13 protein-coding genes are annotated in these 13,426 nt (G+C 60.1%); 9 read left to right on the top strand and 4 right to left on the bottom strand.

Annotated features, from left to right (window positions below):
• On the top strand, positions 1-183 hold a 183-nt coding region (locus tag AC0L3A_RS29865), incomplete at its 5' end, for a hypothetical protein (RefSeq protein WP_473255694.1).
• Between the two features lie 147 nt (positions 184-330).
• Here the strand turns inward: AC0L3A_RS29865 and AC0L3A_RS29870 are convergent.
• From AC0L3A_RS29870 to AC0L3A_RS29880, 3 genes are all read right to left on the bottom strand, one after another.
• Entirely contained in the window at positions 331-531 is a 201-nt protein-coding gene (locus AC0L3A_RS29870) for a hypothetical protein (protein ID WP_354129104.1), read from the bottom strand.
• Positions 532-1,281: 750 nt separating this feature from the next.
• Positions 1,282-1,554: a hypothetical protein gene (locus AC0L3A_RS29875; protein WP_354129105.1), complete on the bottom strand. Its 273-nt coding sequence runs from the start codon at positions 1,552-1,554 to the stop codon at positions 1,282-1,284.
• Positions 1,555-2,450: 896 nt separating this feature from the next.
• Positions 2,451-2,705: a hypothetical protein gene (locus AC0L3A_RS29880; RefSeq protein ID WP_354129121.1), complete on the bottom strand. Its 255-nt coding sequence runs from the start codon at positions 2,703-2,705 to the stop codon at positions 2,451-2,453.
• 2,312 nt (positions 2,706-5,017) lie between these two features.
• Between AC0L3A_RS29880 and AC0L3A_RS29885 the strand changes: the two genes are divergently transcribed.
• From AC0L3A_RS29885 to AC0L3A_RS29910, 6 genes are all read left to right on the top strand, one after another.
• Positions 5,018-5,512 carry a YybH family protein gene (locus AC0L3A_RS29885; RefSeq protein WP_354129106.1) on the top strand — a complete coding sequence of 165 codons (495 nt, stop codon included), beginning with the start codon at positions 5,018-5,020 and terminating at the stop codon, positions 5,510-5,512.
• A 771-nt stretch (positions 5,513-6,283) separates the two neighbouring features.
• Positions 6,284-6,703 carry a CopG family transcriptional regulator gene (locus AC0L3A_RS29890; protein ID WP_354129107.1) on the top strand — a complete coding sequence of 140 codons (420 nt, stop codon included), beginning with the start codon at positions 6,284-6,286 and terminating at the stop codon, positions 6,701-6,703.
• A 3-nt stretch (positions 6,704-6,706) separates the two neighbouring features.
• On the top strand, positions 6,707-7,897 hold the full coding sequence (locus AC0L3A_RS29895; RefSeq protein WP_473255695.1) for an extracellular catalytic domain type 1 short-chain-length polyhydroxyalkanoate depolymerase: 1,191 nt from the start codon (positions 6,707-6,709) through the stop codon (positions 7,895-7,897).
• A gap of 495 nt (positions 7,898-8,392) precedes the next feature.
• The gene (locus AC0L3A_RS29900) at positions 8,393-8,905 is read left to right on the top strand and encodes a phasin family protein (RefSeq protein WP_009859254.1); all 513 of its coding nucleotides are present in this window, start codon (positions 8,393-8,395) and stop codon (positions 8,903-8,905) included.
• Between the two features lie 178 nt (positions 8,906-9,083).
• Complete coding sequence (locus AC0L3A_RS29905; protein WP_473255696.1) at positions 9,084-10,043, top strand: alpha/beta fold hydrolase; 960 nt, start codon at positions 9,084-9,086, stop codon at positions 10,041-10,043.
• Between the two features lie 1,073 nt (positions 10,044-11,116).
• Positions 11,117-12,016: a 3'-5' exonuclease gene (locus AC0L3A_RS29910; protein ID WP_219681396.1), complete on the top strand. Its 900-nt coding sequence runs from the start codon at positions 11,117-11,119 to the stop codon at positions 12,014-12,016.
• Between the two features lie 42 nt (positions 12,017-12,058).
• Here the strand turns inward: AC0L3A_RS29910 and AC0L3A_RS29915 are convergent, their stop codons facing one another.
• Positions 12,059-12,241 carry a DUF3606 domain-containing protein gene (locus AC0L3A_RS29915; protein WP_219681310.1) on the bottom strand — a complete coding sequence of 61 codons (183 nt, stop codon included), beginning with the start codon at positions 12,239-12,241 and terminating at the stop codon, positions 12,059-12,061.
• A 384-nt stretch (positions 12,242-12,625) separates the two neighbouring features.
• Here AC0L3A_RS29915 and AC0L3A_RS29920 point away from each other — a divergent pair, with 384 nt between their 5' ends.
• Both AC0L3A_RS29920 and AC0L3A_RS29925 read left to right on the top strand, forming a co-directional pair.
• Positions 12,626-13,084 carry a YidB family protein gene (locus AC0L3A_RS29920; RefSeq protein WP_219681312.1) on the top strand — a complete coding sequence of 153 codons (459 nt, stop codon included), beginning with the start codon at positions 12,626-12,628 and terminating at the stop codon, positions 13,082-13,084.
• A 24-nt stretch (positions 13,085-13,108) separates the two neighbouring features.
• On the top strand, positions 13,109-13,372 hold the full coding sequence (locus AC0L3A_RS29925) for a GlsB/YeaQ/YmgE family stress response membrane protein (protein ID WP_219681314.1): 264 nt from the start codon (positions 13,109-13,111) through the stop codon (positions 13,370-13,372).
• Positions 13,373-13,426: the final 54 nt, after the last annotated feature.

The following is a 13,426-nucleotide window of genomic DNA, read 5'->3' on the forward strand; positions in this document are numbered from 1 at the left end:
TTCACTCTCTCCTCAGCTATTCGAGGAGGGGCAATTCCTCGTGACGCAGAGGGGGCAGTTTTCCACGGCGCGCGACAGGTTGATGACAGCGCCTTCCTCGACCGCCGGTTCGTGCTGGCGGCACAGGAAGCGCGACCGGCAGCGGCTGATGCCACATCGCCTGCGGTTGAGGCGGTAACCTGACGTCAATAGGTACCGCCTTACGATGCAGCATCGCGGATTGGTGACGAGTACCGCGGTACGCATGGGCATAGAGAACTCGTCGGCTACCGGAGCCGGCGGGTTTTCATTTGAGCAAAAGGGGGCGTTAGACCGCAGCCTTCGGCCGGGTTACGAGTGAAAGATAGTCTTATCCCCGGCTTTGCTGACAATGAGAACGCCATACCGTAGGGGTTTTTTCCAGATCGCCACCCGTTTCGCCTCTGCGATTGCGTCATCGTCATTTAGAGCCTTGATCGGAAAAGAATCGCAGGTCACCCCATCCGGCTTCGTCACGTCAGGAAAATAACAATCCATCATGAAATGAGACATCTGCACCTCCCGACCTTGAGCCGATCAGGCTACCTTTTCCGCTCGCGATCTTCGTACTTTTCCCTACACCGGGAATCGCCGCGCTTTACGAGGTCAATCTCTTGAAGGGGCGGATAACAGTGAAGCAGCGCGTATTCGTTTGTATATGGCGCGGGTGAGCGGACGCAGACGTTTGCGCCAACGGGTAGATCGACCAACTGCCCATCCATAAGCATGTAGCTGCAGCTGTCTATTTTCTTTGTTTTGTCTGCGGGACCATCATCGGCCGCCCCGGCTGAAACTAGCGAAGCGAGGGCGACGCCGGCGATTATGAGAGCTACGCATTTGGCTCCCTTTCCATTCGAACGCGCTACGAATGTCTGGCGCGGCCGTAGTGTCCGCAAGCGATTTCGGTCGTTAGCCACCGCGGCCGACATTGGAGGAGGCATTATCCAGCCATCGCCGCGTTGCATCGTCACTCCATCCGGGGACTGCGAAGCGCGCCCGAGAATTGACATCCAGGCTCGGACGTTCCGCCGCGGGTTGACGTGCCCGAGAGTGACGCACCTTTGCAGCGTCGGCCGACGTGCACAGGAGCACCACGAAACTCACCGCCAAAGCAGAGCGCATAGCATCAGTTCCAATCCCGCAACTGCCCTATCTGATGCTCTGACTGTTTCCCCACAAGCTGCACCGGCTTCACAACTACGAGAAGGAGGCGAAAGCGCGCGAGCTACCAGGCGTCGTGGGGAAGCTCTGGGATGTTGTCTCTCAGCAGCGCTGGCAAATATTCATTCTCCGTTTCAGCTGATCTTCATCCGCTTGCTGTCGGGCGTTTTCTTCTTCCCAGGTCATCGGCTTAGACACCAACGAAGGTTTTTGCCCCATTGTGTTGGCACGCTTGCGGGTCCGTTGGTTGGGCAGGGAAGTCTCGGGCGGTGGTGGATATAGCCCGTCTGGCCCCGCCGCCCCCTGCTGGGCAATGCAAGCATTTCCGGATGCGCAGCAAATCGCGGCCAGCAATAGACCAGAACGGATGTTCATGGGGCTCCAAGCGCCAACTCGCGCCGTAAATCGCTTAGTGTCCACCTTACCCGCCTTCGCCAAACTGGCCCGCGGGTTCAAGCTAGGGAGCGCGTCGCAAATCACGCCGCCGGACTCGAAATGTGCATCCCGGCGGCGCTTGTTTCAGTCCAGCCCCGAGATGGGGATCAGCAAAAATCCCGGATACTGTTGAGTATGGGGGTGGAGTGTGAAGGTTCAGTTCGCATTGAAGATCGAGGCCCACCGGTCACGCTGGCGGCCCCGCTGTTCTCCGGGCGAGAACAGATTGTGATAATTATAATCTTCGTTTGTTCGCACCGCGTGTATTTATAAGCGGAACGCCCAGAAGTAAGGTCGTCTCAGTTGGCGGCATGGTCCGTATGCGCCGGGTTCACGCTGGCGGGCCTTATACGTTGGTTCCCATCTTTGGAGTGGCAAAGACAGGCCGAACGTCAGCGCCGCGACTACCGCAGCCTTGGCAGATAAACTGCGGTTCAAATCTGCCGGCCATCGGCGTGCGTAGGGCGGGCGCCCTGTTCAAGGCCTGCCTCCACGTCCTCATGTGGCTGTTCTTCCCAGACCAACTCGCCGCATTCGCATTCGAAGATCCGGAGGAAGCCGGGTGGCCTTGAATTCCAAATGCGCTCTATCACCCGTGTCGGTCGGCCGCACTTGGGACATCGGACGGAATCTTGTCTTGATGTCATAGGAACGTCTCGCCACTACGTGGGCAGACTCTGGACGCAGCTTTATGTTCCCCAAGGAAGCCCCGCCGAGTAAGGCAAGGCCGCGCGGCTTAGAGACGGCCCCGGCTTCAGGGGGGCTGGAAGGATGGGCCGGGGCCGCTCCGCCAGCTCAGGAGAGGAGCTAGCAAGACAGCAAGCCGGGCAGTGATGCTAGGTTCCTACGGCTGTCACCAGCCGCACATAGGTGCCGCTCTCATGTAGCTCCAGCCAGCCCTTTTCGACAGCGCACCTAATGCCGGCACCGAACTCTGCGCCGCTTGCCTTGAGCGTGTAAAGGAAGGGGTAGTTGATCTTCTCGATATGGATTCTGCCGTCCTGTACTGCCTCGATGCCCGAAGCCAGCTGAACGAGCTGACGCGCGGCGACTTCCGGATCGGCAAAAGGGCGTTCGGTGACGTGCTTCATCGCTGGAATCAAAACCTCAAGCGTCCATGCTTGGCCTGACTTGCCCGCGACTGTCATGCCAGTTCGGAACGATATGCACAGATCCTGCGGCGCCGCATGCTGAACAGACCAGGCGCAACCCGACGCGCGACCACGGTTGATCCTGCGGGAGTGAATCGAGCCGCACGTCGACCCTACGATGGCAGCGGCCGTTCAGGCATTGGATGTTGCAGGTCACGTGGCCCTCAGCCAGCCATTCAGCGGGGCTGCGGGGCGGATAATGACCGGCCCATTTCATAAATCGGCGAGTGCGCATGCCGCCATCAAAACGGCATCGTAAGTAGCGCGCAAAATATCGATTCCTAGTAGCTCCACGCCCGCGAGAGCTACTGAGTGTCGTGGGTGTGGAAAAGAGAAGGCCGCCCGTGCGGCGGCCTTCTTTCAATTCTTGTGTCTTCGGCTCTGCGGCTTCGGCTTGGCCGGTCGCTTGCCTCTTCGGGAGGCTCGCATTTCGCCGCGAATGGCGATGGCGAGTGCGACCAACGAGCCAATAATCCCGACGAGCCTCGAGAGGTCGTCGAGGGTTACTGGTAACACATGCTTTCTTTGCTCCAGCACCCCGCGGCCAGTGCAACAACAGAATATTAGATCGATTGCGCCGTCATCGCATCCGCTTACTTTACGCGCTCCAGTTTTTCCTGTGGAGACACCGCGCCCAAAGCTCGCGGAGCACGATGCCCAGCAATATGCCGAGGATGAGCCCAAGGAGCGATTGAGCCGGCGGAGCGGCCCCGGCATTAACACCGGCGCCCAAGCCGGGGGCGGCAATGCCGACACATCACTCACGGGCGTTATGCTCAGGATGTAGAGGCCCTCATCCAAGGGTAACAAAGCGGGTTCACGAGCGCGGAAGAAAGTTGTCGATGTGACGATCCCGTCCGCTCTACCAACACGCTTTCGGCGCGATACCAACGGCCCTACCAAAAAAGTCACCGGATGGAGACCCCGGAGGGAGCAGCGCCTTGGCTTCGGCGTTTGCCTGCTCAACCATGCCGACTGTGACGCGCCGTCTCTTTCGGTCGAGGGATGAGTGTTGGCCGCGCGGCAACGCCCGATAGCGCTGCCCACCAACTAAGTCAGGTTCGCGCTCCCATCGCTAACCAAGGCGACCCGATATCTTCTCTGGGTGATTAAGTTTTGATCGACTTTTGAACCCTGCAAATTTAACCGCGCTTCCGGTGGGGAGCTTTGTTCATGCAAATCGATTTGAGGTCCGCCGAGCGCAGCCCGGCGAGGGATGCTGAGGTGGAGGACTGCCCCTCCGATATTACAACTGCGAGTAAACCCGCCGCCGCGAAAGACAACGCCGAAAACACGCACTGGCCGCTCATTCCATTTCCTGACGGTTGGTACGCGACGTCGTGAAACGGTCGAGATCGGCGCCTTACGCGTTGGCGCGGGTCGGGTCGCGGCGGATCGACCGCGCCGATCCGTGCCGGCGTTAGTGGCGGCGGATCAGGTATTTGTGGAGTTCGAGCGTCGCGGTACCCAGATTGTGATGGACCCATGGAAGAGAACTCCGCAATGCTAGGCCTCTGATGAGGAAGGAAACCTCGCGGGCGACAGTAGACATTTCTTTGACCAAACTGATCCGAAGGGGCTCGCCGAGGCTGAACGGCGATTTAAGCAGCTCACTGATCAGGGATTTAGCGCCGCAACGCGGAAGGCGGGCAGTGAACTAAAGGTGACACGGTCGTTTGATCCCACCGCGGAATAGACGCTATTCTATCCGCGTCTCATAAACGCCAGTTTCAGACGCTGCGGGGGACGAGCTTTGTGGTCAACGGCGCACGGCAGACGGTTGCTGACCGGTCCGCCGAAATGAAATGGATCAACGGCTGGCCGACGGCCGCAGTTCTCCAACGTGACGCGCAGCTACGCCAAAGGGCGTGGTGCGATATGCTTACTAACATCGCGACTTCCGCTGTTGGCCCGTGGCTGCCCTTCGCTCAGAAAACTGAGGGGGGCAGCTTTCGAAAGGCGAGCCGAACAGCGCAATTCGGCTTGGCCGAGGCAGTCTTTGACCCATGGCCGACATCGCGGTGTTGAGCTATATTGGAGCAGGAGCCAACGTCACTTCGCGATCATCCGATGAATCAGCAAGAAAGTGGCAGGTCGGCGCTAGTGCGCCCGAGGTGTACCAACCGTAGTACTGACAGGACCTGTTCCTCGAAACCGGGCGACCGCGCGATCGACGTTGCTTAGGAGGACGGAGGTAAGCCTCGTCTCCATCCTCTATTCTAGGGAGGCATCAACAGCAGGGAGTTAACATCATGCGCGCATTTGGAGCTGTATGTTTCTCACTATTACTGTCGGCTGTTCCTGCGACTGCGGCAGATCTCAAGGAGGAAATTGGGAAGATAGCTTCAGCATACGAGCAGCACTTCAACAAACAAGATGCTGCCGGGATTACGTCACTCTATACGAAGAACTACCTGCGTGTTTCTCAGAATGGAATTGAGCCCGACAATACCAAGTTTTACGAGGACGGTTTCAAAGCTGGACTTGATCGCCTCGAGGTGAAGGTGACCGAAGTTCAGCCATTGTCAGAAAACATGGCTCTATCAACTGGCGAAGCTCACATTACTGGTAAGAGTGAGAAAGGCGATGCCCTAGAAATAAACGCTATTTGGACTGCTCTTGATGTTCGTGAGAATGGGCAATGGAAGATTCGTATGCTGACGTCGGCTCCTAAGGCAGCGCCGCCGCAGCCGCAGCAAGCGGGGGCCACGGCGACTACAACGGGGAACGCGCCGAGTGGAAAATAGTGCCCACCCGAGAGTAGTTCGTCGTAACCGGCTTTCGCGCCCAAACGGGCGGAGGCAGCAACTGAAACGTGGGTCTTTCGGCCACGGAAGCCGACTCGCATCCGCTGCGTGAGATCAAGGGGCCTCGCCTCTCGAAAATGACGGGGCGGCGCGGCTCCTTGATCGGACCGAACAACAGCTTCTGAGTGAAGACCGGGCTGCAGCAAGGACAGCCCTGCAGGACCGAGTCTGGCCCTAAGCCGAAGAGCGGTTCAGCCGCCGTGATGTCCGACGTCGCTGGTAATGAGGGGCAGAGCAGGTCCGCTCTGCTCAGCCAATTCAGACGTCGACCTGCCCTGCTATTGCGAGTGCATCGTCGACTTCAATTCCCAGGTACCGGACGGTATTCTCGATTTTGGTGTGCGCCCGGCGTGGGAGCACGCCGAACCTGTTTCCGCTTGAAGCCCTTGAACGAGCTGGCCCTTGGGCTTGCGATGATCGAGGCGAGTTTCGCCAGGAATTTGCCTGGCGCGCGACGATGCGGCGACCGCTCTCGACGTGACGGCGCGCCTGCGAATTGTTCGAAGGTCATTGGATGCATTCCCAGTGGCCGGGGAGCGCAAGCGGCGTGCTCGCCGGATGGACGCCAAAGTCCAAACGGGTGACGCTCCCATTCTCAGATCTCGCGCTCTTGGGCGCGGTATATCCGCTCATCCCTTGAAAGTCCCCTAGGGACATCTAAATATCAGCCGCACGCCATCCAGTGGGATGGTGATTGAGGTGTTTAGCGCTATGGCCGACAATGTCCGCGAGTTGCGACCCAAAGCCCCCGACACTGAGAAGATCACGATCAACCTTGGCTACGTCGACCTCGGTCATGTCGATCTTATGGTGCAGGAAGGGTTCTATTCGAACCGGACCGATTTCATCCGGACAGCAATCCGGAACCAGCTCGCGCGCCACGTGGAGGTCGTCAGACAATCCACGGCCCGGAAGAACCTGGACCTTGGGCTGCGCAACTACACTCGCGAGGATCTCGAAGCGGCGCGGCGCGCCGGCGAAATGCTGCAGATTAATGTTCTGGGCTTAGCCACCATCGCCCAGGACGTCACTCCCGAGTTGGCTCGCGCCACAATCGCGTCGGTCTCGGTGCTGGGTGCCCTTCACGCCACTCCCGCGGTCAAGGCCGCTCTCGCCGACAGAACGAGGTGAACGATGCTGAATCAAGACATAGTCCGCGAAGCAACCCGCCTCACGCGTGCCGGCCAATTGGTCGAGGCCACCGCGCTGCTGCAGCGCATGCTCCAGGGCGGTAGCGCTCCAAGACCGGAGTCTCGCAGCGCCTCTCAGGCTCGGCTCCCGCGGCTCGATCCGCTCACCATCGACGCCACGGCCGAAGTTGTCGAGGAGCGGGAAGCTCCGCAGATTGCGCCGACCCGCTCTGCTCAGGGACGCAGACGCTCATTACCGGTCGACGGCATGCGGGATTTTTCCGGGCTCGGCCTGCGAAGTCCGATCACGCGCGTTCCTCTGTCCCCATCGGACATCGTGCCCGAGAACACACGATTTATCGCCGGTACCTTCAGTAACGCCGCGGGAAGCCGGACCTACAAGCTATTCATCCCAAGCCGATGTCAGGGACAACAGCTTCCCCTGATCGTAATGCTTCACGGCTGCACCCAGTCGCCGGACGATTTCGCGGCCGGCACCCGGATGAACTTCCTGGCGGAAGAGCAGAATTGCTTCGTGGTCTATCCTGAGCAGCCGAGCGGAGCCAACCAGTCGAAGTGCTGGAACTGGTTTCGCACCGGCGACCAGCGCCGCAGCGGGGGCGAGCCCTCGATCATCGCCGGCATTACCCGCGAGATCATGCGCGACCATGCGATCGATCCGAAACGCGTATACGTCGGGGGGCTGTCCGCCGGCGGGGCCGCCGCCGCGATCATGGGCGCAACGTATAGCGACCTGTACGCGGCCGTCGGAATTCATTCAGGCCTCGCGTGCGGCGCCGCGAGCGATCTTCCCTCCGCGTTCGTAGCCATGCGGCAGGGAGGCGGCTTCAAGGCAATTGCGGATAGCAAAATTTCCGTGCCGACCATCGTTTTCCATGGCGATCGCGACACTACGGTGCATCCAAAGAATGGCGACCAGATTATCGAGCAGTCCGCCAGGGCAACGAGGCCGACGACGACGGTACTTCGCGGACGCGTACCCCACGGCCATGCCTATACTCGCACCGTCCTGATCGACGGGGCCGGTCGGACCATTTCCGAACACTGGAACATCGATGGCGCCGGACACGCGTGGTCAGGAGGTAGCCCCGCCGGGTCCTACACTGATCCGCAAGGGCCGGATGCGACGAGGGAAATGCTGCGCTTCTTCCTCGAGCATTCGCTGGGTGGGTAGTATGGCTTCACAGGGCGCTCAGGTTGTCCTCGAGCACGTCGCCGAGCGTCCGGACCGCTTGGCGTCGCCGCCGAAGCCGGCCTCTATCCGCCAGCGCTGGGCGCGACGGGCGAGAAACAGGTCGCATAGATCACCGGGACTTTGGGATAATCCTCTCGGCAACGTTCGGTATGTGCCATCCGTCGATGTCTCCGGGCGGCTTGACGTCCGTGATGAGAACGTCCGCGATAAAGCGGTCCTTTGGAGAGCGCCACGTGCGGAGGCCCGATCGTTCTCAGACTGACGCCGTTGAGCATAGGTCTGGAAGATCGCCAGCTAGACGTTTGTTGGTTGGAGTTGCTACCTAAAATCATCCTCGACAGCGCAGAACGTCCGATTGATCTCAGTTCATGCAGGACTCCAACAATGCAAGGGCTTGGAACGCCACGTCACAAAGCCTGTTGTCCTTTCAGAAATGACCGTTGTGGTCGCCCCCCCATTTTCTTGGAGTGTCAGATGAGCAAACGCAAGCCGGCGACAGCGCCGAAGCGCGCCCGCAATCCGAAAATGGCCGCGCGGGCCCAACAGAACAAGCAGGCCATTGTTCGAAGCCCGAAACAGGATTTACTTCGCTCTGTTGCGGCAGTCTCGATTGAACCGCCCCTTGGGCTTTATGATGACTCTAAACACGAGGTTCCTCTCATTGAGCCTCGGGTGGATGCCTTACCGGATGACCTCAGTCCGAGAATCACGGATAGCGATCCAACGAAAGGCGTTGCTTTAGCGACGGCAAACATGCAGGCGTATCAAGCGAAGCTTCTTGAGATAGCCGCGGCCAACGCGCAATTTGCTTTTGAATTCGGCCTCAGACTTGCGACGATCAAGTCACCGACTGAATTTTTTGGCGTCATTACGGAGTTTACAAACAGACGGCTCGATATGGTCGGGCAGCATTCGAAAGAACTGGCGGCTTATCCGGTCTGGCGCATCAATCCGCCCCAAGAGCTCACCGCTCTGTCGGGACGATAACTGCAAGCCGTATCCGCTGCGGCAAAGGATGGAAGCGAACGCGGATCACGCACGCGCGGTTGCTTGCTTTCGGCTGGGGCGCGCGGCTCACAACGAGGGAGCCGAATCAGCATCGGCCCTAAGCGGCCTCGGTGCGCCCAATCCGAGGTACCCGCCATCGCGCATATAGGTTGACACCATGTCCACAACAGAAGCCGTGCTGATGATCGTTTTGGCAGGACTTGTCGTTTTGATCCTCGGCAACATCGCGTTTCAGGTGGCAGCGGAGCGAAAGAATCCCCCGATCGGCGTTTTTACCGAGTGCGACGGAGTGCGCCTTCACTATATTGAACGGGGCGATACCGCCGCCCCTTGCGTGGTCCTGTTTCACGGGAACGGCACCATGATTCAGGATCTCGTCCTAAGCGGCTTGGTCGACCGCCTGGCCCAAGACTATCGCGTCGTTTGCTTCGACCGGCCAGGATTTGGCCACAGCGACCGTCCGCGCACGCGCATCTGGACGGCCACAACGCAAGCTTCCTTGTTCGCGAAGGCTCTTGATCAGCTTGGAGTGCGCAATCCCGTGGTGCTCGGCCACTCCTGGGGAACGCTGGTGGCAATCGCGCTGGCGCTGCGAAGCGGTTATGCCGTGAGTGGGCTCGTGCTTGTGTCCGGCTACTATTTTCCAACCTTTCGGATGGATTTTTGGCTCATGTCAGGTCCGGCACTGCCGCTGCTCGGGGATCTGATGCGCTACACTATCTCGCCGATCATATCGTGGGCTATTACGCCGAAGCTGATGCGCACGCTGTTCGCGCCGCGTGCCATTCCGCCGAAATTCAAGAATGAATTTCCGATCTCGTTGGCTCTCCGGCCCAAGCAGTTGAGGGCGGCCGCCGAGGAGAGCGCGTTCCTTATTCCAGCGGCTGCGCAGTTGCAGCTTCAGTATCAGGGCATCCGGTCTCCCGTTAGGATCCTGCATGGAAAGGGTGACCGGCTCATCGAGGCCGACCAGTCGCGCCGCCTGCACGAGGTGTTGCCTAGCTCGGTGCTACATCTGGTCGAGGATGCCGGTCACATGGTTACCTATGCAGATGCTGCGGGAATAGCGGATGCCGTGGCGGCGCTGGCGCTCACCGCGCCGGTGAGGACCGCATAGGCTGTCTTGTTGTGATGCCGGTGTCCGGAAGTGGCCAATTTCAGACTTTCCCTTCGGTTCGGAGGTTGTCGCGTCTCAGCGTCATTTTTCGTCACTGCGCCCATCAGGTCGCGAAGCTTTTGCGAGGCGCCAAAGTGGTTGATGTGCCCGTTGAGCAGCCGACTTAATTTGAATTGATCGTCAATCTTAGAACTGCAAAAGCGCTCGGTCTCGAAATGCCGCCTGGGTTGATCTCCTGTGCCAACAACACGATCGAATGAGGTGGTGACTTACGTTTTTGACCCGAAGACGAAGATCGCCATCGTGTCCGGCACGTCCGCAGTCGGGGTCAGAGCGGACATCGAGAAGAGGTGGGCAAATCGACGCGAATGACTCAACGTGGAAATGAGCCATTCGGCCGCTCACGAATCTTCAGCCTTCCTGTCCAATGACGGACCTCTGACAAAGCCGTGCCGTGTGGTAATGTTGAGCGCTAAGGGCGGATCTCATCACGCGTCAGCGGGTGCGGCATCGCGTTTCCCCCTGAACGCGATCCTAGCGGCTTGGAAGGCGGTGGGGCAGGCGCTGCGCCTTGCACACCGGTAACGAACTGCCGCGTAGGGCGCTCTTCCCGCAGGTTGTCCTCGGCAGCCCCGCCTAGGCGGGTGAGCTCCGACCACGCCAGCGCGGCGGTGATCCATCTATGCCGCTCTGCTCCATTGGCTTGGGCGGCAAGCTTCATCGCCGCGACGGCCTCGCGCTTGGGGTCGTACTCGAGATCCATGGATACAAATATAGTTGCAGATCGTAAACGATCACGCACCAGCGTGACCGTAGCAATCCGGGGTCGACAACCATACGCGGATCCTGCCTAGCCGCCCGGAGATGCCCGCCCGATCCGCCCCATTCACAGGCGCGGACCTCTCCGGTGCGCTCGCGATCGAGGCCCTGCGCGAGCGTCCCGCAAGGGGATCCAACTGCACCGACACTCCCCAAAAGCCCGTGAATTGCTCGTCTTTCAGATTTCTCGTGACCGGCACCCCCGCTATGGTGGCGCCTCACGGGACTACGTCACCGGCTCACGACGAGAAGAGATGTTTCAAAACGCATCGGATCTGGCCGCGATGGCCGAGGAGCTAGGCCGATCGAGTGACTACCGGGTGCTCCGGCGCCTGGTGCCGCGGCCGAGGTCGGTGGCGGGCTCCGGACAGGAATTGAGGATCGGCATCCTGCTCGACACCGAGACCACCGGCCTCGACCACCGCAAGGACGAACTCATCGAGCTCGGCATGGTCAAGTTCGGCTACACGCCGGACGGGCGCATCATTGATGTCAGGGACACGTTCTCCGCCTTCAATGAGCCGTCCGAGCCGATCCCGGCCGAGATCACGGCGCTTACCGGCATCACCGACGAAATGGTGGCCGGCCACAGGATCGACGAGGCCGCCGTGAACGCCTTCGTTGATGATTCCGTGGTCCTGGTCATCGCGCATAACAGTGGATTCGATCGGAAGTTTTCCGAACGCTACTGGCCCATCTTCGAGCGGAAGGCGTGGGCATGCTCCGCGACCGAGGTCCAGTGGCGGCAGCACGGCTTCGATGGAGCGAAGCTCGGCTACCTTCTGAATGGCGCCGGCTATTTCCACCAGGCGCACCGCGCGGTTGACGACTGTCACGCGCTGCTCGAGATCTTGGACTTCGACCTACCAACGACCGGCGCGCCCGCGCTCGCCGTCCTGCTCGAGACCGCACGACAGAAGACCATCCGGATCTGGGCCGAACAGTCGCCGTTCGAACTCAAGGATTCGCTGAAGCGGCGCGGCTATCGGTGGAGCGACGGCACAGACGGCCGGCCAAAATCCTGGTACGTCGACGTCTGCGAGTCCGCGCTGGACACCGAGCTCGCGTTTCTCCGGACCGAGATCTACCTGCGCGACGTGGAGCCGCGCCTGCAGACGCTGACCGCCTTCACCCGCTTCTCCTGCAGGATCTGATGGCCGCCAACCGCCATGCCGAATACGCGGCGAACCTGGCCCTCAGCGGCCGAGACGTTTCTCGACCCGCTTGCGGCTGTTGCCGACCTTCTTCACGGCCTTCTTCACTGCCGAGGCCGAGCGGCCAGTCTTCTTTGCTTCGTATCGCACTTCGTAGTCCTGGCCTTTAGCCACGCGGGCGCGATCTTGTTTGCGTCCCCGTGGGGTTTTCTTCTTCGCGGCCATCTGCTCCTCCGTCTGCGAAACTGATGGCCAGTGCAACGCTTCAAGGAATCGCGGGGTTCCCTCAAAGAAGCTGTTGCGGGCCGAAGCCGAACGAGCGCCGGCAGCATCTCTGCTCCACCTTTGTTGGCCTTTCCATTTTCGTTTGCTCGACCGCCTGCACGAAGGCTTCGTCGCACCGCATGAGCACAGCGGCCCTTTGGCGCACGTCGCCCGAGTTGGCCAGCTCCGAACGCTCCGGAGCTTCAAGTACGCGCCCGGAGCCCGCTCCCGTTTTCTTGCAGATGCTTTTTTAGATCCTCCGTTCCGAACCCACCGACCGGGAAAATCTGGAACTTCTCAGCCCAGCGTAGGTTGGTTGCCGATCGTCGAACTTAGGAGCCGAATATGAGTCGTGGAATGCCATCGATGACCGCCCTCCTGGGTATGCTCGCGATCGCCGGTTACCAGAATCGTGACAAGCTGGCGGACATGTTTCGCAATGCTAACTCCGGTCAGTCGGCGGGTGCCAAGGATTCCCTGAGCGGCATGCTCGGCAACCTTGGCGGCCTTGTGGGAGGCGGCGGCGTGGGTTCGCTCCTGAACGGCGGGATCGGCGAACTGCTCCAGCACTTCAAGCAGAACGGGCAGGGCGATGCAGCCCAATCCTGGATCAATCAAGGGCCAAACCGCGAAGTCACCCCGCCCGAACTCCAGCAGGCTATCGGTCCGGACGTCCTTCAAAAGCTGGAGCAGCAGACCGGCCTGTCGCAGCAGGAGATTCTCGACCGCTTGTCCCGAGAGCTTCCGACAGCCGTGGACAAATACACACCTGATGGACGTCTTCCGGCTCCATCGGCGGGATAATCACAGCGATCGAGAGAGAGAGACATGGGCATCATCTGGACGATCATCATCGGTTTCATCGCAGGCGTCATCGCGAAGTTCATCATGCCCGGCGACAACGAGCCCTCGGGTTTCATCCTGACCACGATCCTGGGAATAGTGGGCGCGTTCGTTGCGACCTATCTTGGCCAATCTCTCGGCTGGTACCGGCCAGGAGAAGGCGCGGGGCTAGTGGGGGCAGTGGTAGGCGCCATCATCGTGCTTTTCGTCTACGGTTTTGTGGCCGGTCGCAGCCGCCGGGCCATCTAACCACCGTGAAGGGTATCCTTCGCGTTTGCGGAGAATTCGCCCCGCGCGAAAGGC

Source organism: Bradyrhizobium sp. MI1.3, assembly GCF_055811695.1.

Excerpts from the sequence above, each read along its gene's own strand:
- AC0L3A_RS29870 (WP_354129104.1), bottom strand. The coding sequence starts at position 531 with ATGTCTCATTTCATGATGGATTGTTATTTTCCTGACGTGACGAAGCCG.
- AC0L3A_RS29875 (WP_354129105.1), bottom strand. The coding sequence starts at position 1,554 with ATGAACATCCGTTCTGGTCTATTGCTGGCCGCGATTTGCTGCGCATCC.
- AC0L3A_RS29880 (WP_354129121.1), bottom strand. The coding sequence starts at position 2,705 with ATGAAGCACGTCACCGAACGCCCTTTTGCCGATCCGGAAGTCGCCGCG.
- AC0L3A_RS29885 (WP_354129106.1), top strand. The coding sequence starts at position 5,018 with ATGCGCGCATTTGGAGCTGTATGTTTCTCACTATTACTGTCGGCTGTT.
- AC0L3A_RS29890 (WP_354129107.1), top strand. The coding sequence starts at position 6,284 with ATGGCCGACAATGTCCGCGAGTTGCGACCCAAAGCCCCCGACACTGAG.
- AC0L3A_RS29895 (WP_473255695.1), top strand. The coding sequence starts at position 6,707 with ATGCTGAATCAAGACATAGTCCGCGAAGCAACCCGCCTCACGCGTGCC.
- AC0L3A_RS29900 (WP_009859254.1), top strand. The coding sequence starts at position 8,393 with ATGAGCAAACGCAAGCCGGCGACAGCGCCGAAGCGCGCCCGCAATCCG.
- AC0L3A_RS29905 (WP_473255696.1), top strand. The coding sequence starts at position 9,084 with ATGTCCACAACAGAAGCCGTGCTGATGATCGTTTTGGCAGGACTTGTC.
- AC0L3A_RS29910 (WP_219681396.1), top strand. The coding sequence starts at position 11,117 with ATGTTTCAAAACGCATCGGATCTGGCCGCGATGGCCGAGGAGCTAGGC.
- AC0L3A_RS29915 (WP_219681310.1), bottom strand. The coding sequence starts at position 12,241 with ATGGCCGCGAAGAAGAAAACCCCACGGGGACGCAAACAAGATCGCGCC.
- AC0L3A_RS29920 (WP_219681312.1), top strand. The coding sequence starts at position 12,626 with ATGAGTCGTGGAATGCCATCGATGACCGCCCTCCTGGGTATGCTCGCG.
- AC0L3A_RS29925 (WP_219681314.1), top strand. The coding sequence starts at position 13,109 with ATGGGCATCATCTGGACGATCATCATCGGTTTCATCGCAGGCGTCATC.